Below are 18,305 nucleotides of genomic sequence, written 5' to 3'. Positions count from 1 at the left end.
CGTCCGGGAGCGCCGGCCGCTCTCCTGCCCGCCCGGTCGACCCGGTCGGGTCGCCACCGCCTACGGTGGAACGTCCACCGAGCGAGGAGTTGGCGATGCGTCACGTCGAAGGGGCACCGGCACCGGCCCGGCTCGCCGCCCACGGGGCGGTGGCGAGCCGGCTGTCACCGCTGAGCGACCGGCGGCTCGGGGAGCTCGTGGCGTCCGCCGCTCCGCTCGGGTCCGGCGTCGGGGGCCGGTCCTCGGCCCTGGAGGTCGACGGGACGCGGGTGTTCGTCAAGCGGGTGCCGCTGACGGACCTCGAACTCCGGCCGGAGAACGTCCGCCGCACGGCGAACCTCTTCGGGCTGCCCGTCTGGTACCAGTACGGGATCGGCTCGGCCGGGTTCGGCGCCTGGCGGGAGCTGGCCGCCCACACCGCGACCACGCGCTGGGTCCTGGACGGGGCGTACGACGGCTTCCCGCTGATGTACCACTGGCGGGTGCTGCCCGACAGCGCGCCCGAGGGCTTCATCGACTTCCTCGGCGGCGTCGACGACGCCGTCGCCCACTGGGAGGGCTCCCCCGCCGTACGCGCGCGGCTGGAGGCCGTCGGCGGGGCCTCGCACAGCCTGGTGCTCTTCCTGGAGCACGTGCCGCAGACCCTCGCCGCGTGGCTGGACCGGGACGCGGCCCCGTACGGGTGGGCGGAGGAGCACGTGGCCCGGGGCGCGGCGTTCCTGCGCTCGCGCGGGCTCGTGCACTTCGACGCCCACTTCCACAACCTCCTCACGGACGGCTCGCGGATCTACTTCGCGGACTTCGGGCTCGCCCTGAGCGAGGACTTCGAACTCTCGGCGGAGGAACGGCGCTTCCTCGCCCACCACCGCGCCTACGACCGCGACTACGCCGCCGCCCACCTGCTCCGGCACCACCTCCTCACCCGCTACCGGGGCGACACGGAGGCGGCCGCCTTCCTGGAGCAGTGGCTCGCGGGCCGGCGGCCCGACGGCGTCCCGCCGGAGGTCGCGGCGATCGTCGACCGGCACGCCCGGACCGCCGTCGTCCTGGACGGCTTCCAGCGCCGGCTCCTCACCGAGAGCAAGCGGACGCCGTACCCGGCCGCCGAACTCGACCGCGTCGCGGCGGAAGCGGCGAGCGCGGCGGGAACGGCCGGAACGGCGGGAACGGCGAGCGCGGAGTAGGAAGTCGGACCCACCGACTTCCCACTCCACCGCCCGGCTACGAGCGCGCGGCCGGACGCCCGCACAGGGCGTCGTCGACGAGCTTGCTCATGGCCTGCTCCACGTGCAGGACGTCGTCCTCCGAGGCGGCGAGGACGCCCGACAGGGAGACCGTGACGCTGCGCCGGCCGTCGGCGGTGGCGCCGGAGGCGGTGATCCAGCCGGCGTCGCCGCCCTCGTGGCCCCAGTACCGCCCGCCGCAGGAGAGCGGGCGGGAGAAGAGGCCCAAGCCGTCCCGGGCACCCGGCATGAGCTTCCGGAACTCCTTGCCGACCCGGACGGTCCGCTTCATCTGCGCCAGCTGCGCCGGCGGCAGCAGCCGGCCGCCGAGCAGGGCGCCGAAGAACCGGTCGAGGTCGGCGGTGGTGGAGACCAGCCCGGCCTCCCCGTTGGTGCCCGGGCCGACCTGCTCGGTGACGTCCACCAGCGGCTCGTCCGGTCCGAACCGCTGGTAGGTCCGGGCGTGCGGCCGGGGCAGCTCGGGGGACGTCCCCGGCCGGAAGGTGTGGACGAGGCCGAGCGGCCGGACGATCCGCTCGCCGACCTCCGTGTGCCAGGGCTGCCCGGTGGCCCGCTCGATGATCATGCCGAGCAGGACGTAGCCGGTGTTGCCGTAGCTCCAGCGCTCACCCGGCTCGAAGTCCGGGCGGTGGGCCATCGCGCGGGCGACGGTCTGCTCGGGTGTGTAGCTGTCGTACCGGTACTTCTGGAAGTCCTCCGCCGAGGTGTGGTCCGGGTAGTCGTCGTGGAGGCCGCCGGTGTGCTGGAGCAGCTGCCGGACGGTGATCGCGCCGCCGTCGTTGCCGTTCCCGGACACCACGCCGGGCAGCCACCGCTCGACGGAGTCGTCCAGCGAGAGCCGGCCCTCGCCGACGAGCTGCAGGACCACGGTGGCCACGAAGGTCTTGGTGACGCTGGCGATCCGGAAGTGGCCGTCCGGGGAGACCGGCTGTCGGTCAGCCAGGTCCGCGACGCCGCTGGTGGCGGTCACGTTCCCGCCGTCGGAAGTGGTCAGGCGGGCCTGCACGCCCGTCACGCCGAGCGCGGTGATCGCGTCGGCGTCGCGCCGGAGGCGGAGGTCCGGCCGCTCGGCGGCCGTCGCGCCGGGCACGGTGGTGGAGAGGGTCGCGGTCACGAGGGCGGCCAGCGCCAGGCTCCGCGTGAGGGATCGGATCGTCATGGGCGTTGACGGTAGGTCCGGCCGAGGTGCCCGGGCGCTACCGCCGGCGGGTGGGAAAAGAGGGTGGCGGGCTGTAGTGCCGGGCCCGTTCGCCATGGCCCAGACTTGCCCGGATGAACCGTCATGAAGCCGGGCCGCCGGCGGGAGTGCGGCGCGCGCTGGGCTATCTCCTGGCAAGCCTGGCGACCGGCGCCGCCACCCTGGTCGCGCTGCCCGTCCTCGCCGTCGCGCCGAGGACGGCGCGCGCCTGGGCGTCCCGGCACCGCCGCCGCGCCGAGCGGCTGCTGCGGGTGCCGGACTCCGGTGCCGTCCGGGTCGGAGCGTGGCGGGTGCTCGGCTGGCTCTGCGCCTCCGCGGTGAGCGGCCCGGTGTTCGGGCTGGTCGCGGTGGTGTGCGCGGGCAACGCGGTGACCACGGCCGTCACGGTGCCCCTGTGGTGGGCGCTGCCCGCCGGCACCCGCGCGGGCGGCTTCGCCGCCGGGGTCCCGCTGACCGGGTGGGGCACGGCGCTGGCCCTGGGGACCGCGCAGTTCGTCGTCCTCGCGGCCCTCACCGCCCGGCTGGTCCCGCTGCTGGCGCGCCTGCACGCCCGGACCTGTGTGGCGTTGCTGTCCCCCTCGGCCGCCGAGCGACTGGCGCGGCGCGTGGAGACGCTGACCGAGACCCGGGCCGGAGCCGTGAACGCCCACGGCCTGGAGCTCCGCCGGATCGAACGCGACCTGCACGACGGCACCCAGGCCCGGCTGGTCGCCATCGCGATGCGGATCGGTCTGGCCCGCGAGGTGCAGGACACGGACCCGGTGCTGCTGACCAGGCTCCTGGCGGAGGCGCACGAGGGCACCGAGGAGGCCATGACGGAGCTGCGCGCGGTGATCCGGACGATCTACCCGCCGATCCTCGCCGACCGCGGCCTCGCCGGGGCGCTGACCGCGCTGGGCGCCCGAGCGGCGATCGCCACCACGCTCGACATTGAGGGCATCGGGGGCATCGACGGCATCGACGGCCTCGGCACCGGCGGGCCCGCCGCGATCCCCGCCGCCGTCGAGACGGTGGCGTACTTCACCGTCGCCGAGGCGCTCACCAACGCCGCCAAGCACAGCCGGGCCACCCGGACCACCGTCCGCGTGGCCCGCGACGGCGACCGGCTGTCGATCGGCGTCACCGACGACGGGGTCGGCGGCGCCGACGAGACGCGGGGCACCGGGCTCGCCGGAATCCGCCACCGCGTCCTGGCGCTCGACGGCACCGTCCACCTCCACAGCCCCGGCGGCGGCCCCACCACGCTCACCGTGAGCCTGCCGTGCGGGTCGTGATCGCCGAGGACAACGTCCTGCTGGCCGGCGGGCTGAAACTCCTGCTCACCGCCGCCGGCTTCCACGTCGCCGCCGTCACCGAGGACGCCCCCGGCTTCGCCGCCGCCGTGGCCGAACACCGCCCGGACGTCACCATCGTGGACGTCCGGCTGCCGCCGACCTTCCGCGACGAGGGCATCCACGCCGCCATCCACGCCCGCCGCCGGCACCCCGGCCTGCCCGTGCTCGTCCTCTCCCAGTACGTCGAGCAGCAGTACGCCGGCGAGCTGGTCTCCGACGGCCGCGGCGGCGTCGGCTACCTGCTCAAGGACCGGGTGGGCCGGGTGAGCGAGTTCATCGACGCGCTGCGGCGGGTCGCCGCCGGCGGCACCGTCATGGACCCCGAGGTGATCGGCCAGCTCCTCACCCGCCCCGCCCACGACCCGATCGCCGCCCTCACCCCGCGCGAACGCGAGGTCCTGGCCCTGATGGCGGAGGGCCAGGACAACGCGACGCTCGCGGCCCGGCTCGTCATCACCGAGAACGCCGTCCACAAGCACATCGGCAACATCTTCGCCAAGCTCGGCCTCTCCCCCGCCGACAGCGGCCACCGCCGCGTCCTCGCCGTGCTCACCTACCTCAGCCGCCGCTGACCGGGCCGCGGTCCCGGCCAGGACGAGGACCACGCCCCCGCGCCCGGTCGAGGCGGAGCGCGCCCGGGGAAAATGGCGGGCCCGGCGGGGCGAGCGGGGGCAGAATCGGGCCCATGGCGGACATGGAAGCGTTCCGGGACGCGGTCACCGGCTGGGCGGCGGGCGGCCCCGGCGGGCCGGCGGGTGAGGCGGCCGGGCGGCTGGGTGTGCGGACGGCGGTGCTGGTGGAGGGGCCGAGCGACCTCGCGGCCGTCGAGACGCTGGCCGCGCGCGAGGGGCGGGACCTGGCCGCCGAGGGGGTGTGCGTCGTCTCGATGGGCGGGGCGATGAACGTCGCCCGCTACGCGGGCCTGCTCGGGCCTCCGGGGCTCGGGCTGCGGCTGACCGGGCTCTGCGACGAGAACGAACAGGGCTTCTACGAGCGCGGGTTGGAGCGGGCGGGCGCGCCGGGTGAGGGCTTCTTCGTGTGCGTGTCGGACCTGGAGGAGGAGCTGATCCGCGCGCTGGGCGTGGCGAGGGTGGAGGAGATCGTCGAGGCCGAGGGCGACCTGCCCGCCTGGCAGATCTTCGTCCGCCAGCCCGCGCACCAGGGCGGGGTGCCGGAGCGGCAGCTGCGACGGTTCCTGGGGACGAAGAAGGGGCGGAAGATCCGCTACGGGCACCTGCTGGTGGGGGCGTTGGAGGCCGGGAGGGAACCGGCGCCGCTGCGCGAGCTGCTCGCGGCGCTGTGAGCGGCCGCGGTGAGCACGGCGGCGAGCGTCCGACGACGCGGGCCCCACGACCGCGCGGGTCAGAACTCGACGGCGTCCAGGTGGTAGGTGGTGTCGACGACGAAGCCGCCGGCGTCGGCCTTGATGGAGAGCACGTACTGGCCGGGGGCGAGCGGGTCGAGGGCGCACCACAGGCCCCAGGCGACGCGCGGGATGCCGGTGGCCAGGAAGCGCTTGGAGGCGAACTCGTGCACCTTCAGCGGGACGCCGTTGAGGGTCGCCCCGGCGGCGGAGGCCTCGACGCGCCACGGCGCGGAGGAGAGGCCGAGGGCGATCCGCTGGGTGTTGAAGACCGGGAAGAAGACCGGCTTCCCGGCGGCGATCGGGCAGCGGCGCACGACCCGGCCGCCATAGGTGCCGGCGAGGAACCAGACGTCGGAGGGCTGCCGCCAGCCGGCGAACTCACCGGTGGTGTCGGCGACCGGGCTGCGCTCCATCGGGGCGGACAGCGCCCACTTCCACCAGCGTGCCGCGAGCGCCGCGCCCCGGCGGGGGTCCACGGTGTCGGCACCGGTCTCGGGGGAGACGGCCTCGCCCACGTCAGCTCCTTCGGGTCCACGCGCGCACCGCACATCGGCCCGCGCAGCGACCCTATCCGGTGACGGCCGGGCCCTCCCGCGCGGGAGGGCCCGGGGTCCGGGGCCTCAGCCCTCCAGTCGGCGGACGACGATCTCGTACTGGTCGACCGCGCCGTCCCAGCGGACGACCACGGTGCCGCCCTCCGACACGTCGTACGCGTCCTCGTCCTCGTCCTCGCCGCCCTCTTCGTCGGCCGGGTCGATCGGGACGAAGGCGAGGTCGTGCGAGTCCTGGTCGCAGAAGGCCACCAGGACGTCCCGCAGCGCCGGGTCGGCCACGCCGGCGACCCGGTCGTGCGCCTCGCCGTCCAGCTCGTCCCCGGCGCCGCCGACACCGGGCGGCATCGAGGCGGACGCGGTGACGCCGGTCAGACCGGTCGCGGCGAGCAGGGCGTCGAGCAGGGTCTCGCCCCCGGCGGCCACCCGGGCCTGCCAGAGCGTCCACAGGTCTCCGGGCAGTTCGGGCGACGCGAGGTCGACGCCGTGCCGCTCGGCGGCCCGGCCGAGGTCCGCCCCCGGCAGGACCCCGCTCCACTCGGACTCCTCCAGGGCCGCGGCGAGATCGGCGGCGAAGGGGGCCAATTCCCCGGACAGCCCGCGCGGTTCGACGTGGAACAGCGACCGGCTCGCGTCGAAGACCAGTTCCGTCTCACCGAGGTCGCCGGGCGGGGTGAGCAGCAGCTGCGCGGTGGTCACCGACTCCTCCCCCGCGAGCACGGCCCGGCCGACCCACACCGGGTCCCGATCCGACTCGCTCTCGGCGAGGAAGTTGCCGCTGTAGAAGGTGCCGTAGCGCGCCTTCCCGTCGTACTCGGCGAGCGGCCGGCCGAGCACCTCCCCGAAGGCCTGCCGAAGAGCGGCGTCCCACTCCTCGGATCGCACGGCCGGGGCATCGTGATGAAGCGTCATGCCGGGAGTACAGCACGCCCAACCGACAACCCCCGCCCCCGGGTTGGCTCAGCGGCTGTAGTTCTTGAGGACCTCGGTGTCCAGGACGACATCCAGGCCGGGCAGTTCCGCCCGTTCCCCGTAGTCGTAGCTCCGGATCTCGCGGTAGCGGCCCTTGACCGGTTCGCTGTGGACGGTCACGGTGTCGCTGTCCCGGTCGATCAGCAGGTAGACGGGGATGCCGCTCTCCGCGTACGCCCGGGGCTTCTTGACGCGGTCGCGCTCGTCGGCCCGCCGGTCGAACGATGTGACCTCGGCGACCAGCAGGACGCCACCGGCGTCGGCCCACTCGCCCTGGCCCGCGAAGTACTCGGCCGGCGCGAGGGTGCCGTCCGGGCGCGCGTCACCGTTCTCGTACGACGGGATGCGCAGTCCCTGTTCGCCGAAGAGCCAGAGGTCGGGGCGGTGCTGCAGGCAGATCCGCTGAAGCCAGGCGATGATCTGACCGTGGTCGCCGTCGGGCGCGGGCTTGACTCCGATTTCACCGTCGATGAACTCGAGCGCGATGTCCTGGAGCGCTGCGGCCTCGGCGATGGACTCGAACGCCTCAAGGCTCATTTGCGGCCGGTCATGGGTGATCACGGCCTCTCCCTCTCTGCAGGCTCCTTCGAGGTACAGCAGTCACCGTACGCCAGTGGGCCGTCAGCCGGTGGCGCGGACGTAGATGTCGGCGGCGCCGGGGAGGCCGACGGGGTCGGGGGCGACGTAGATGCGGCGGGCGGAGGTGGCGGGGACGGTGGGGGTCGGGGCCGGGTCGGCGGTGGGGGTCGGGGTGGGTGAGGGGGTGTCCTCGGGGGCGGAGGTGGCGTCGGAGGCCGGGGCGAGGTGCTCGGCGGGTTCCGAGGCGGTCGGCTCGGGCTCCGCCGCGGGGGCGTCGTCGTCCGGGAGGGCGGAGGGGGCTGCGTCGGGGGTCGCCGAGGGCGACTCGACGGCGGGCTCGGTGGAGGGCGCGGTCGACGGCGCGGCGGAGGTCGCGGCGGAGGTCGCGGCGACGGACGGGCTGGGCGACGGAGCCGCGAACGGGTCGGGTGCGCCGACCTCGTGCGCCTGGGCCGGCTCGTCGCCGCCGAGGGCCTCGGCGAGGTCGGAGGGCAGCGGGGCGAGGCCGCCGGGGGCGGCCAGGTCGTAGGTGCGCAGGAAGTCGCCGACGCCGACCTCGCGCCCGCCGGCCAGCCGGTAGTGCAGGTAGGCGACGGGCCGGCCGTCCGGGGTGCGCGTGTAGACGGCGCCGACCGGGACGTAGTAGCGGCCCGCGCCCGGGTGCTGGGAGGGGTGGAGGCCGGCCAGCAGTTCGGCGCGGTCGCGGTCGGTCTCGATCGCGCCGCGGCCGACGGTGAGGGCGTTGACGCCCCGGACGGCCAGGGCGGCCAGCACCGACACGAAGACCACCAGCCCGATCGCGACGGTGCGGCGCAGCACGGGTCTGCCGTGCAGCGCCGGCCACGAGTCGCTGGGCACGCGTTCCGGCGACAGCCCGCGATCGGGCCCTCGTTGCCTCACTGTTCCTGCTCCCCCGGTCGGTCGTCCTGTGGCGGCCCGGCGCGGCGCGACCACTCTTAGTGCTCGACGTGGACCCTACGCTTGGAGTTCCGCGTGGAACCACCCGGCCCGGGACGGTTCGCGTCAGCCCAGGTACGCCGGGGCGACCGCCGCTTCGAGCAGCCGCCGGGAGGAGCCGGTGCCGTCGGCGGGGACGGTCCACAGGTCGGCGCCGAAGTCGCCGGGCATGGCGTACAGCAGGGTGTGGTCGTCGGACCAGACGGCCTGGTCGTCGATGCTGCGCTGTTCGGCGGTGGCGGTCTCGGTCATGGTGGCGAGGTCCAGGACGTACAGGCGCCAGGGGGCGTCCTCGGAGGCGCCGGGCATCCGCTTCTTGTAGGCGACCCGGGTGCCGTCCGGGGAGAGCGAGGGGCACTCGACGTTCTGGTGGAGGGTGGTGAGGGTGCGGGCGCCGAGGTCGCCGCGGACCAGGTAGGTCTGCCCGCCGGTGGCGGCGGTGGCGTAGAAGGCGTTGTCGTCGACGAAGGTCACGCCCCAGATGTTGACGTCGGGCGAGCGGTACGGCTTGCCGTCCTTGACCACGGTGAACTCCTCCAGGTTCTCCCGGAGGTTCCAGTCCCGGACGTCGACGATCGAGGTGCGGGTGGAGAAGTCGGTGCCCGCGTAGGAGTCGCCGCTGACGAAGACGGTCCAGGCGGCGAGGTGGCCGGAGGGCGAGACCCGGGAGCGGGTGGGGATGCCGGCGGCCGGGAAGGAGCGCAGTTCGCGCAGGCGGTCGTCGAGGACGACGGCCCGGTAGGTGTCCTGGAGGGCGCCGCGGTCGGCCCGGAGGCAGATGCCGGTGCCGGCGGCGGCGTAGAAGCGCAGGCACTGGACGCCGGAGGAGGTGCGCGGGCCGTCGGGGCGGTCGGCGGGGACGGTGGCGATCTCGTCGCGGTGCGGGCCCCAGGCCATGTTGCGGAAGAGCAGCTGCCGGGCGGCGGGCGCCTTGAGGGCGACCTCGCCGGGGGTGACGACGGGGCCGCCGGCCTGGACGCGGTCGCGGTCGGCGGAGCGGTCGGCGGCCCACAGGACGGCGCCGGTGCCGACCCCGCCGAGCAGGAGGACGGCGACCAGCAGGATCAGCACCCGGGTGCGGTTGCGGAGGGGGGCGGTGGTCACTGGGGCACCTCGGGGTCGGAGGGGGTGGCGGCGGACTCGGCGGCGGACTCGGCGACGGGCTCGACGGCGGGCTCGCGCAGCACGAACGCCGCCCCGGTGACGCAGCCGGCCAGCGCCAGCGCCGACCAGGTCAGCGCGGCGGTGCCGCCGACGGCGCTCCACAGCGCGCCGAACGCCAGCGAGCAGGCGAACCGGGCGAGCGCCTGTCCGGTGCCGACCAGGGCGAGCCCGGCGCCGCGCTGTCCGGCGGGGACGGTGTCGGCCGCGGCGGCGGCGAGCACGCCGTCGGTGGAGGCGTAGAAGGCGCCGTGCAGCAGCAGCACGCAGACCACCACCGGCAGGCCGTCGAGCGGGGAGAGCAGCAGCCCGTAGGCGAGCAGCAGGACGCCGTGGCCGGCCAGGAACAGCCGGCGGCGGCCGATCCGGTCGGCGAGCGCGCCGAGCGGGACGGCCAGCAGCAGGAAGGCGCCGGCGGTGCCGAGCGGGAGCAGCGGGAAGTACTCGGTGGCGAGGCCGAGCCGGCGCTGCACGAGCAGGTAGAGGAAGGAGTCGCTGACGGTGGTGAGGCCGAGCAGGACGGCGCACACGGTGAGCCGGCGCAGCCCGGGGATGCGCAGCAGCGCGAACCCGTCCCTCAGCCGGGGGTGCAGCGTCGACGGCTCGTCGGCGTCCAGGCGGTTCGGCACGAAGAGCAGCAGGACCAGCACGCCGAGCACCGCGACGCACGCGCTGACCGCGAACACCGCGTGGTAGCCCTGCTGTTGGCCGCCGTCGGCGAGCAGCGGGCCGCCGGCCGTCCGCAGCACCAGGAAGGCGGCGAGCGGTCCGAGCAGCGCGCCGGCCGTGTCCATCGCCCGGTGCACGCCGAACGCCCTTCCGCGGTGGGCGGGTTCGGTGGCGAGCGAGATCATCGCGTCGCGCGGGGCGGTGCGCAGTCCCTTGCCGGTGCGGTCGGCGGCGAGGACGGCGCCGATCAGCGGCACGGTGTGGACGAGCAGCAGCAGCGGTTTGCAGGCGGCCGACAGGCCGTAGCCGACGGCGGCGACGGCCTTGTGCCGGGGCGCGCCGTCGCGCCCGCGCCGGTCGGCGAGGTGGCCGCCGGCCAGCCGGACGACGGCGCTGAAGCCGTTCTGGATGCCGTCGAGCAGGCCGAAGCCGAGCGGGGACAGGCCGAGGCCGGTGAGCAGGTAGAGCGGCAGGACGGCGCTGACCATCTCCGAGGAGACGTCGGTGACCAGGCTGACCACGCCCAGGACCACCACGGTGCCGGGGACGGCCGCCCGCGCTGCCCGGCCGGTGGCGCCGTCGGCGGCCTCCCGCCGCCCCGGCCGGGTGGCGGCCGGGGCGACGGGGGCCTTGGAGCTGCGGGAGTCCGCGACGTACACGGGCGTCAGTTCCAGATGCCGGTGATGGTGGCGGCGGAGGCGGCGTTGCCCGCGTGGGTGGTCAGGCCCGCGAGGTCCTCCAGGGTGCGCAGCACGTTGTAGTGGTTGTAGGTCGTGGCGGTGGTGGCGCCCGGGGTGACGTGGGCGCCGTAGAAGACGGTGGGGATGCGGTTGCCGGAGAGGCGGTTGTCCTCGTCGAAGGTCACGACCAGGATGCTGTTGTTGTTCTTGGCCCAGGCGGCGTAGGCGCCGAGCTTGTTCTGGATCCAGGTGTCGCCGGTGCCGACCGAGCAGTCGTGCATGTCGTTGCAGAGGTCCGGGACGACGAAGGAGACCTTCGGCAGGTTCGCGAAGCTGGTCGGGAACTGCGTCATGGTGAACGCGGTGTTGGTCGGCACGTTGCCGAAGCCGAACCACGGGTTGTGCTTCTGCGCGTACTTGCCGCTGGAACAGACGGTCGAACCCTGGCTCGGCAGGCCCTCGTTGTAGCTGGCCCAGCTCTTGCCGGCGGCGATCAGCTCGGAGGCGAGGTTCGGCTGGTTGATCGAGCCGACCGGCACGCAGCTGTCGTCGGTGCGGCCCTGGTTGGAGCCGGAGAACAGCTGGTAGTAGTTGGGCTCGCTGGGGTGGGTGAGCCCGAACGACTGGGTGAGGGTGGCGCCGCCGGCCTTCAGGGTGTTGTTGATGTACGGCGCGCTGGAGCTGCCGATCACCTGGGTGTAGGCGTGGTTCTCCATGACGACGACGACCACGTGGTCCGGGGTCGGCAGGCCGGCGGCCTGCGCGGTGGTGCCGGTGGCGGCCCAGAGGCCGAGCGAGCCGGCGACCAGGGCGAAGCCGGCGGCGGAGGCGGTCAGGGTGCGGCGGCGGGGGCGGCGCGGAGCGGCGCCCTCGGCGACGGGGTTCGTGGCGCTCATGTCAACAGTCTCCGGGGTTTCGGGCATGGTGTCCTCCGTGTCGGGAGCGGTCGGGTCGGGGAGGCGGCCCGGCCGCGGGGGAACTGCCGGATGGGGAGAGGACCGCCGATCGGGGGACCGGCGGTTTCGGAGCGCCGCAAACAATAGGAGCGGCGCGGTGGCGCGGGCCCCGGCGGCCACATGACGAAAAGGCGAACAGCGATCGCTGGCCGAGGATCGCCCTCCGGCGCATGTCACAACCTTCTCGATTGACCCGTCCGTCACGGGCGTGATGGGATTTCGGCGGCCCTCGGCGCCCGGCACCGCCCTGACCTGGGCATTCCGGCCGGCGGACGGTGGCGGGTTTCGGCCGCTCCGGGCGGCCCGGCCGGGGCCGGCCGGCGCGCGGACCTCGGACAGGTGTCGGGCGGGTGACGTGGAGAAATGGGACGTGGGCAGGGCGTGAGCACCGCGTGAGGGGTCCGGACGGGAACGGTTCGCGGCAGATCGGTTCCGGCGCGTTGGGCGGTTCGGGTGACGGCGGGGGCGCCCCGGCTCCGCCCGGCCGCGGGCGGCTCGTCGTCGGGGTGGGCGTGCGCGGCTCGGCGACGGAGGCGGAGCTGCTGGACCTGATCCGGCGGGCGCTCGCCTCGGCCGGGCTGCCGCCCGGAGCCGTCGCCACCCTCGCCACCCTCGCCGGCAAGGGCGGCCACCCCGCCGTCCGGGCGGCCGCGGCGGCGCTCGGCGTCCCGGTGGCCGAGTACCCGGCCGGGACGCTGGCCGCCGTCCCCGTGCCGAATCCGTCCGGCGTCGTCGGCGACGCGGTCGGCACGGCCGGCGTGGCCGAGGCGGCGGCGCTGGCGGGAGCCGGCGGCGGGGACGCCGAGCTCGTCGTCCCCAAGCGGAAGTCGGCGGCCGCGACGGTGGCCGTCGCCCGCGCCCAGGCCGTCCAGCACCCCCGGAACACCCCAGGAGAGCAGCCGTGACCCCCCAGTCCCCCACCGAGCGGGCCGCCGCCGAACCGACCGCCGCCGAACAAACCGCCGCCGAGCCCGATCTGCGCCACCACGGGGACGCCGAGGTGCGCGCCGACGGCGCCGGCCTGGTCGACCTCGCCGTCAACGTCCGCACCGGCACGCCCCCGGCGTGGCTGCGCGAACGCCTCGCCGCCAGCCTCACCGGCCTCGCCGCCTACCCCGACGGCGCCGCCGCCCGGGCCGCGGTCGCCGGGCGGCACGGCCGACCGGTGGACGAGGTGCTGCTCACCTCGGGCGCCGCCGAGGCCTTCGTCCTGCTCGCCCGCACCCTGACACCACGCCACATAGCCGTCGTGCACCCGCAGTTCACCGAACCCGAGGCCGCTCTGCGCGACGCCGGGCACCCGGTGCGGCGGGTCCTGCTCGCCCCCGGGGAGGGCTTCCGGCTGACCGGGGGAGCCGTCCCGGAGGAGGCCGACCTGGTCGTGCTCGGCAACCCCACCAACCCCACCTCCGTCCTCCACCCGGCCGCCGCCGTCGCCGCCCTGGCCCGGCCCGGCCGCACCCTGGTGATCGACGAGGCGTTCATGGACACCGTGCCCGGCGAGCGCGAGTCCCTGGCCTCGGCCAGGGACCTGCCCGGCCGGGTGGTCGTCCTGCGCAGCCTCACCAAGACCTGGGGGCTGGCCGGCCTGCGGATCGGCTACGCGCTCGGCCCCGCGCCGCTGATCGCCGCCCTGGCCGCCGCCCAGCCCCTCTGGCCGGTCTCCACTCCGGCGCTGGTCGCCGCCGAGGCCTGCTCCACCCCGGCCGCGCTCGCCGAGGCGGACCTGGCCGCGTACGAACTCGCCGTCCGGCGCGAGCACCTGGTGAAGGGCCTGGCCGCGTTCCCGGCCGTCCGGGTGCACGGCGAGCCCGCCGCCTCCTTCGTCCTGCTCGAACTCCCCGGCGCCGACGCCGTCCGCGCCCGGCTGCGCACCCTCGGCTTCGCCGTCCGCCGGGGCGACACCTTCCCGGGCCTCGGCCCGGACTGGCTGCGCGCGGCCGTCCGGGACGAGGCCACCACGGACCGCTTCCTGGCCGCCCTGGCGGAGGCGCTCGACGGCTGACGCGCCCCGACGGCCGACGCGCCCCGACGGCCGACGCGCCCGGCGGCTGATGCGCCCCGGAGGCTCCCCCGGCTACTCGCAGATCGCCGGTTCCGCGGCCGGTTCGAGCAGCACCGGATCGGCGAGGTAGCCGGGGGCGTCGAAGCGGAGCCGGTCGGCGGCGGTGAGGGTCGCCCACCCCGGCAGGACGGGTGGCGCCCAGCCGACGCCCCACGCGCCGGGCAGGCCGGACGGCAGGACGGGCGGCCGCCCGGTCCGCCACGAGCGCCCGGCGAAGCGCAGACGGCCGGTCTCGCACCGGGTGTTCCAGTCGAGCGCGTAGGGGACGCCCAGGGCGGCGGCCGGGCCGGGGTCCGCCGGGACGGTGCCGGGCGTCACCTCACGGTGCGGCGGCAGGGCGCCGGTGTCCGCCGTCGCCACCGCCGTCGCCGTCACCAGCGCCGTCGCCGTCGCCGTGCCCCTGACCGTGACGGGGGCCGGCCGCCCGCCGTCGGTCCCGGAGGTCACCAGCACCACGGCCAGCGCCGCCCCGGCGGCCGCCACCACCGACCAGCGGGCCGCCCAGGCCCACCGGCCGTCCGGCCGCTCAGGATCCCGCTCCCCGCCCTCGTACTCCCGCTCCCCGCTCATCCCGGTCGCCTCCTCGGAGTCCCGTCCTGGTGGCCATGGGACTCCCCGGGCCGGCATCCGGTTCCCCGCCCGTCAGGAGCGCAGCACCACCGGATCGCCGAGCGCCACCCGGCCCGGCGCCAGCACCCGGGCGTACACGCCGACGCAGGGCAGCGCGGGCATGCCCGGCAGCGGGACGAGCCGGTTGCGCTCCGCGAGCGTGCGCAGCGCCGCCGCCGAACGCGGCAGCCGCGGACCGTGCGCGAGGGTGGGGACGGCGCAGCGCGGCGTCGCGGTGACGACGTGCAGGCGCAGCTCCGCCCCGATCGCCAACTCGCCCTCCACCCAGCCGTTCTCGACGAATCCGGGGTCGGCGTCGAGGGTCCGCACCAGCACGTTCGGGCGGTACCGCTCGGCCGCGGCGCCGCCCGCCGCGGCGAGGGCGGCCGTGGTGAGCAGGTGGAGCGGGGCGAAGTCGAAGAAGGTGCCGGGCGGAGCGCCGCGCCCCAGCTCGTTGACGGTGAACCCGACCTCGGCGCGCGGGCCGTGTGCCAGGACCTCCTCCGGGACGGACCGCTCGATGCCCGCGCCCGGCGGCGGCTCGCCGACCAGCCGGACCTTGCGCCCGAGCAGCTCCGACAGCCCGCCCTCGTCGACGGCGGCCCCGTCCGGGCCGGTGATCACCACCCCGCCGCCGGGCGCCGTCGCGGCGGAGAACCCGAGCGCGCCCGCCCACCGGCGCGGGTGCTTGGCGCTCACCACCCGCCCGGTGTCGGCGTCCAGCAGCGCGTACGCGCGGTCGCCGCGGATGCCGCGCTCCGTCACGGACGCCGCGCGGAGCTCCTCGCCGAGCATCGACTTCACGGGGTAGCGCCGCAGCCGCTCGACCGTGCCGACCCTCACGCCCCGATCCCCAACTCCGCGCGCGCCCAGGCCCGCAGGGTGGCGAAGTCCTCGGTCCGCAGACCGATCCGGGGGTTGATCCGGAAGGTGGCCGCCGGTCCGGGATGGTTCGCCGCTATCCACTCGGTGTCCTGCGGCCCCAGCTCGTCGTCCACCCAGACGAACGGCCGCCCGGCTGCCCAGTCGACCAGCACCCGGGTCTTCCAGTGCAGGCCGTCGGGCTCGTCCTGGTGCATCCGCGGCCAGCGGACGTACGGGAGTCCGGGCAGGCCGAGGAGCGGGGCGATCCAGGTGTTGGCGTCCTCCTGCCAGGTCGTCGCCCAGACCAACTCGAAGGGCAGGCTCAGCAGTTCCGGGCCGTGGTCGGGGTTGAGCCAGAGCCGGAGCGGCTCGACCTCCTCGCCGGCGCGGCCGGGGAAGCGGGTCAGCCAGAAGTCCGGCCGGAGGTGGTGCGTCCGGTAGCCGGGCGGCTGTTCCTGCGGCACGGCGGCGTACGGGTTCAGCGGGCCGTCGACGTCGAGGAGGAGCAACGGGAGTGCGGTCATGGGGGGAATCGTCCCGCGCGGCGGGGGCGTTGGCCATCCCGTTCCGGCGCGGCGGTCTGCGACAGGATCGGGATATTTCCCGCACCGGGCCGTGAACGATCACGCCGTACGGTCGGGTTGCGCCGGTGAACGACACCGGCGGTCACCACCCAGGGGGAACCCGCATGCGCTCGCGCCGTCTCGCTCTCACCGCCGTCGCCGTCGTGGCACTCGCCGTCACCGCCGCCGCGTGCGGGCCGGAGAACAGCGACACCGCGGCCCCCGCGTCGAGCCCGGCCGCGACCACCGCGACCACCGCGCCCTCCGCCGCGGCGCCCTCGGCCACCACCGCGAAGCCGTCCGGCACCACCACCACCGCCGCAAGGCCGTCCACCGCGCCCTCCGCCACGCCCTCCGCCGGTTCCACCGGCTCCGCCCCCGCCGCCGCGCCGGCGGGCACCTGCGGCGCCAAGGACCTCGTGCTGACCGCCAAGGCGGAGTCCCAGGCCGGCGGCTACATCCTGATCGCCGCCAAGGCCAAGCCCGGCGTCACCTGCACGCTGCCGCCCCGGCCCCCCGTCATCGCCTTCGGCTCGCGCGGCATCGAGGCCTCCAAGGCCGAGCCGGGGGTCAGCCAGCCGATCAAGCTCAGCGGCTCGGACACCGCCTACGCGGGCGTCATGACGAAGACCACCAAGGACAACCAGGCCGTCGAGTTCGGCGACATCATCGTGGGCATCGGCAGCCCGGACCCCGACCCGGTCAGCCTGCCGATCGGCCCGACCAACGTCGACAAGCCGATCGTCACCAACTGGCACAACTCGCCGGAGAGCGCCGTCCCCGTCCACTGAGCCAAAACCGCTGGTCGGGCGGTCGGATCCCTGCTTGGATCCGACCATGACCAGTGACACCGGACTGCCGGACGGCTACGAGATCTCCACCGACCCCGCGCGCCTCGACGCCGCGCTGATCCACCAGTGGCTGTCCCAGGACGCCTACTGGGCGCTCGGCCGCAGCCGCGAGAAGCAGGACCGGGCGATCGCCGGCTCGCTCAACTTCGGCCTCTACGAGCGGGCTTCGGGCGCCCAGGTCGGCTACGCGCGGGTGGTCACCGACCACGCCACCTTCGCCTGGCTGTGCGACGTCTACATCGCCCCGGCCGCCCGCGGCCGGGGCCTCGGCACCGCACTCGCCGCCGGCGTCCGCGACCGGCTCGCCGAACACGGCCTGCGCCGCCTCCTGCTCGCCACCGCCGACGCCCACGGCGTCTACGCGAAGGTGGGCTTCCAGGCCGTGGCGAAGCCGGAGAAGTGGATGATCCTGGGCGAGCAGTAGCCCCGGTCTACTCCGGCCGGCGCCACAGGCCGCGGGCGGCCAGCACCGGCAGCACGCCCTCGCCGAACCAGTACGCCTCCTCCAGGTGCGGCATCCCGCTGAGCACGAACTCGTCGATCCCCAGCTCGTGGTACTCGGTGACGAGGTCGGCCACCTCCCGGTGGCTGCCCACCAGCGCCGTCCCGGCCCCGCCGCGCAGCAGGCCGACGCCCGCCCAGAGCCCGGGGTACACCTCCAGCCGCTCCGCCGAACCGCCGTGCAGCGCGAGCATCCGGCGCTGGCCCACCGACTCGCTGCGGGCCAGCGCCCGTTGGGTCTCCCGGACCCGCTGCGGGTCCATCGACGCCAGCAGCCGCTCCGTCTCCGCCCACGCCTGCGCCGAGGTGTCCCGGGTGATCACGTGCAGCCGGATCCCGAACCGCACCACCCGCCCCTCCCGCGCGGCGAGTTCACGGATCCAGGTGATCTTCTCCCGCACCTGCGCGGGCGGTTCGCCCCAGGTGAGGTACACGTCCGCGTACCGGGCGGCGACCTCGCCCGCCGCCGGGGACGACCCGCCGAAGTACACCGGCGGCGCCGGCTCCGGCAGCCGGGTCAACTCCGCCCGCTCGACCCGCAGATGGGGACCGTCGTGGTCCACCGTCTCCCCCGCCCAGAGCCGCCGCACGACCGACAGGAACTCCCCGGTGCGGGCGTAGCGCGCGTCCTTGTCCAGGAAGTCCCCGTACGCGCGCTGCTCCGCCGACTCGCCGCCGGTCACCACGTTGAGCAGCAGCCGCCCGCCGGCGTGCCGCTGATAGGTCGCCGCCATCTGCGCGGCCAGCGTCGGCGCGATCTGCCCGGGCCGGAACGCCACCAGGTACTTGAGCCGCTCGGTCACCTGGGTGAGCATCGCCGTCGTCAGCCAGGCGTCCTCGCACCACGCCCCGGTCGGGGTCAGCGCCCCCTCGAACCCCAACTGCTCGGCGCTGCGCGCGATCTGCCCCAGGTATCCGAGGGACGGCGGCCGGTCGCCCCCGGCCGTGCCGGGCGTCGACCCGTGCCCGCCGCCGACGACGTGCCGGCTGTCGCCGTTGGTGGGCAGGAACCAGTGGAACGTCAGGGCCATGAACAACACACTCCGTACCGGGAAGAGCCGCCTGGGGGAAGGGGGGTGAGCCGCTCACCCGTGACAGGCGGCCGTCCACACCCGCGCGAGATCCACGTGCAGGCGTCGCACGAGGTATCCGGGGGCAGCGGCGGAGGCAGTCATACGCGCGATT

General features: G+C 75.5%; 20 protein-coding genes. 8 read left to right on the top strand and 12 right to left on the bottom strand.

All coding sequences use genetic code 11. The features are described from left to right. Nucleotides 1-95 precede the first annotated feature (95 nt). On the top strand, nt 96-1,184 hold the full coding sequence (locus ACFC0B_RS22905) for a protein kinase family protein (RefSeq protein WP_376088644.1): 1,089 nt from the start codon (nt 96-98) through the stop codon (nt 1,182-1,184). A gap of 37 nt (nt 1,185-1,221) precedes the next feature. Here ACFC0B_RS22905 and ACFC0B_RS22900 read toward each other — a convergent pair whose 3' ends face one another. Then, nucleotides 1,222-2,403 (bottom strand): serine hydrolase domain-containing protein, encoded by a 1,182-nt coding sequence (locus tag ACFC0B_RS22900; protein ID WP_376088641.1) that lies wholly within the window; start codon nt 2,401-2,403, stop codon nt 1,222-1,224. 113 nt (nt 2,404-2,516) lie between these two features. Here ACFC0B_RS22900 and ACFC0B_RS22895 point away from each other — a divergent pair, with 113 nt between their 5' ends. From ACFC0B_RS22895 to ACFC0B_RS22885, 3 genes are all read left to right on the top strand, one after another. After that, a complete protein-coding gene (locus ACFC0B_RS22895; protein WP_376088638.1) occupies nt 2,517-3,716 on the top strand; it encodes a histidine kinase in 1,200 nt (399 codons plus the stop codon). Further along, a complete protein-coding gene (locus ACFC0B_RS22890; RefSeq protein WP_376088636.1) occupies nt 3,704-4,348 on the top strand; it encodes a LuxR C-terminal-related transcriptional regulator in 645 nt (214 codons plus the stop codon). Before ACFC0B_RS22895 ends, ACFC0B_RS22890 begins: the two co-directional genes overlap by 13 nt. A gap of 113 nt (nt 4,349-4,461) precedes the next feature. After that, on the top strand, nt 4,462-5,079 hold the full coding sequence (locus tag ACFC0B_RS22885; RefSeq protein ID WP_376088634.1) for a TOPRIM nucleotidyl transferase/hydrolase domain-containing protein: 618 nt from the start codon (nt 4,462-4,464) through the stop codon (nt 5,077-5,079). Nucleotides 5,080-5,138: 59 nt separating this feature from the next. On the opposite strand, the gene ACFC0B_RS22880 is transcribed toward ACFC0B_RS22885, so the two are convergent. The 7 genes from ACFC0B_RS22880 to ACFC0B_RS22850 all read right to left on the bottom strand — a co-directional run bounded on the left by ACFC0B_RS22880 (nt 5,139) and on the right by ACFC0B_RS22850 (nt 11,607). After that, nucleotides 5,139-5,657 (bottom strand): hypothetical protein, encoded by a 519-nt coding sequence (locus ACFC0B_RS22880; protein WP_376088632.1) that lies wholly within the window; start codon nt 5,655-5,657, stop codon nt 5,139-5,141. Nucleotides 5,658-5,762: 105 nt separating this feature from the next. Beyond that, nucleotides 5,763-6,605, bottom strand: a complete 843-nt coding sequence (locus ACFC0B_RS22875; RefSeq protein ID WP_376088629.1) for a hypothetical protein — start codon at nt 6,603-6,605, stop codon at nt 5,763-5,765. 48 nt (nt 6,606-6,653) lie between these two features. Beyond that, nucleotides 6,654-7,226: a Uma2 family endonuclease gene (locus tag ACFC0B_RS22870; RefSeq protein WP_376088626.1), complete on the bottom strand. Its 573-nt coding sequence runs from the start codon at nt 7,224-7,226 to the stop codon at nt 6,654-6,656. A 60-nt stretch (nt 7,227-7,286) separates the two neighbouring features. Then, on the bottom strand, nt 7,287-8,102 hold the full coding sequence (locus ACFC0B_RS22865) for a hypothetical protein (protein WP_376088623.1): 816 nt from the start codon (nt 8,100-8,102) through the stop codon (nt 7,287-7,289). A gap of 165 nt (nt 8,103-8,267) precedes the next feature. Continuing rightward, nucleotides 8,268-9,305, bottom strand: coding sequence for a TolB family protein (locus ACFC0B_RS22860; RefSeq protein ID WP_376088621.1), 1,038 nt, complete (start codon nt 9,303-9,305; stop codon nt 8,268-8,270). Further along, on the bottom strand, nt 9,302-10,690 hold the full coding sequence (locus ACFC0B_RS22855; RefSeq protein ID WP_376088618.1) for an MFS transporter: 1,389 nt from the start codon (nt 10,688-10,690) through the stop codon (nt 9,302-9,304). The genes ACFC0B_RS22860 and ACFC0B_RS22855 overlap by 4 nt, the downstream gene beginning before the upstream one ends. 5 nt (nt 10,691-10,695) lie before the next feature. Then, nucleotides 10,696-11,607, bottom strand: a complete 912-nt coding sequence (locus ACFC0B_RS22850) for an alkaline phosphatase family protein (RefSeq protein ID WP_376088615.1) — start codon at nt 11,605-11,607, stop codon at nt 10,696-10,698. 452 nt (nt 11,608-12,059) lie between these two features. Here ACFC0B_RS22850 and ACFC0B_RS22845 point away from each other — a divergent pair, with 452 nt between their 5' ends. Further along, entirely contained in the window at nt 12,060-12,572 is a 513-nt protein-coding gene (locus ACFC0B_RS22845; protein ID WP_376088612.1) for a cobalamin biosynthesis protein, read from the top strand. After that, on the top strand, nt 12,569-13,672 hold the full coding sequence (gene cobC, locus ACFC0B_RS22840) for an Rv2231c family pyridoxal phosphate-dependent protein CobC (RefSeq protein ID WP_376088609.1): 1,104 nt from the start codon (nt 12,569-12,571) through the stop codon (nt 13,670-13,672). The genes ACFC0B_RS22845 and cobC overlap by 4 nt, the downstream gene beginning before the upstream one ends. Before the next feature lie 72 nt (nt 13,673-13,744). On the opposite strand, the gene ACFC0B_RS22835 is transcribed toward cobC, so the two are convergent. From ACFC0B_RS22835 to ACFC0B_RS22825, 3 genes are all read right to left on the bottom strand, one after another. Further along, nucleotides 13,745-14,302: a hypothetical protein gene (locus ACFC0B_RS22835; protein ID WP_376088606.1), complete on the bottom strand. Its 558-nt coding sequence runs from the start codon at nt 14,300-14,302 to the stop codon at nt 13,745-13,747. Between the two features lie 72 nt (nt 14,303-14,374). Beyond that, complete coding sequence (locus ACFC0B_RS22830) at nt 14,375-15,184, bottom strand: MOSC domain-containing protein (protein WP_376088603.1); 810 nt, start codon at nt 15,182-15,184, stop codon at nt 14,375-14,377. After that, nucleotides 15,181-15,729 carry a hypothetical protein gene (locus tag ACFC0B_RS22825; protein WP_376088600.1) on the bottom strand — a complete coding sequence of 183 codons (549 nt, stop codon included), beginning with the start codon at nt 15,727-15,729 and terminating at the stop codon, nt 15,181-15,183. The genes ACFC0B_RS22830 and ACFC0B_RS22825 overlap by 4 nt, the downstream gene beginning before the upstream one ends. Nucleotides 15,730-15,893: 164 nt before the next feature. On the opposite strand from ACFC0B_RS22825, the gene ACFC0B_RS22820 reads away from it, so the two are divergent. Both ACFC0B_RS22820 and ACFC0B_RS22815 read left to right on the top strand, forming a co-directional pair. Then, nucleotides 15,894-16,559 (top strand): hypothetical protein, encoded by a 666-nt coding sequence (locus ACFC0B_RS22820; RefSeq protein ID WP_376088597.1) that lies wholly within the window; start codon nt 15,894-15,896, stop codon nt 16,557-16,559. A 46-nt stretch (nt 16,560-16,605) separates the two neighbouring features. After that, the gene (locus ACFC0B_RS22815) at nt 16,606-17,043 is read left to right on the top strand and encodes a GNAT family N-acetyltransferase (protein WP_376088594.1); all 438 of its coding nucleotides are present in this window, start codon (nt 16,606-16,608) and stop codon (nt 17,041-17,043) included. A 7-nt stretch (nt 17,044-17,050) separates the two neighbouring features. Here the strand turns inward: ACFC0B_RS22815 and ACFC0B_RS22810 are convergent, their stop codons facing one another. Further along, a complete protein-coding gene (locus tag ACFC0B_RS22810; RefSeq protein ID WP_376088591.1) occupies nt 17,051-18,151 on the bottom strand; it encodes an LLM class flavin-dependent oxidoreductase in 1,101 nt (366 codons plus the stop codon). Between the last annotated feature and the right edge of the window lie 154 nt (nt 18,152-18,305).

The organism is Kitasatospora sp. NPDC056184 (assembly GCF_042268405.1).
Lineage (GTDB): Bacteria > Actinomycetota > Actinomycetes > Streptomycetales > Streptomycetaceae > Kitasatospora.
Note: the sequence above shows the minus strand (reverse complement) of the source record. Positions and strands in the feature narration are given on the sequence as shown.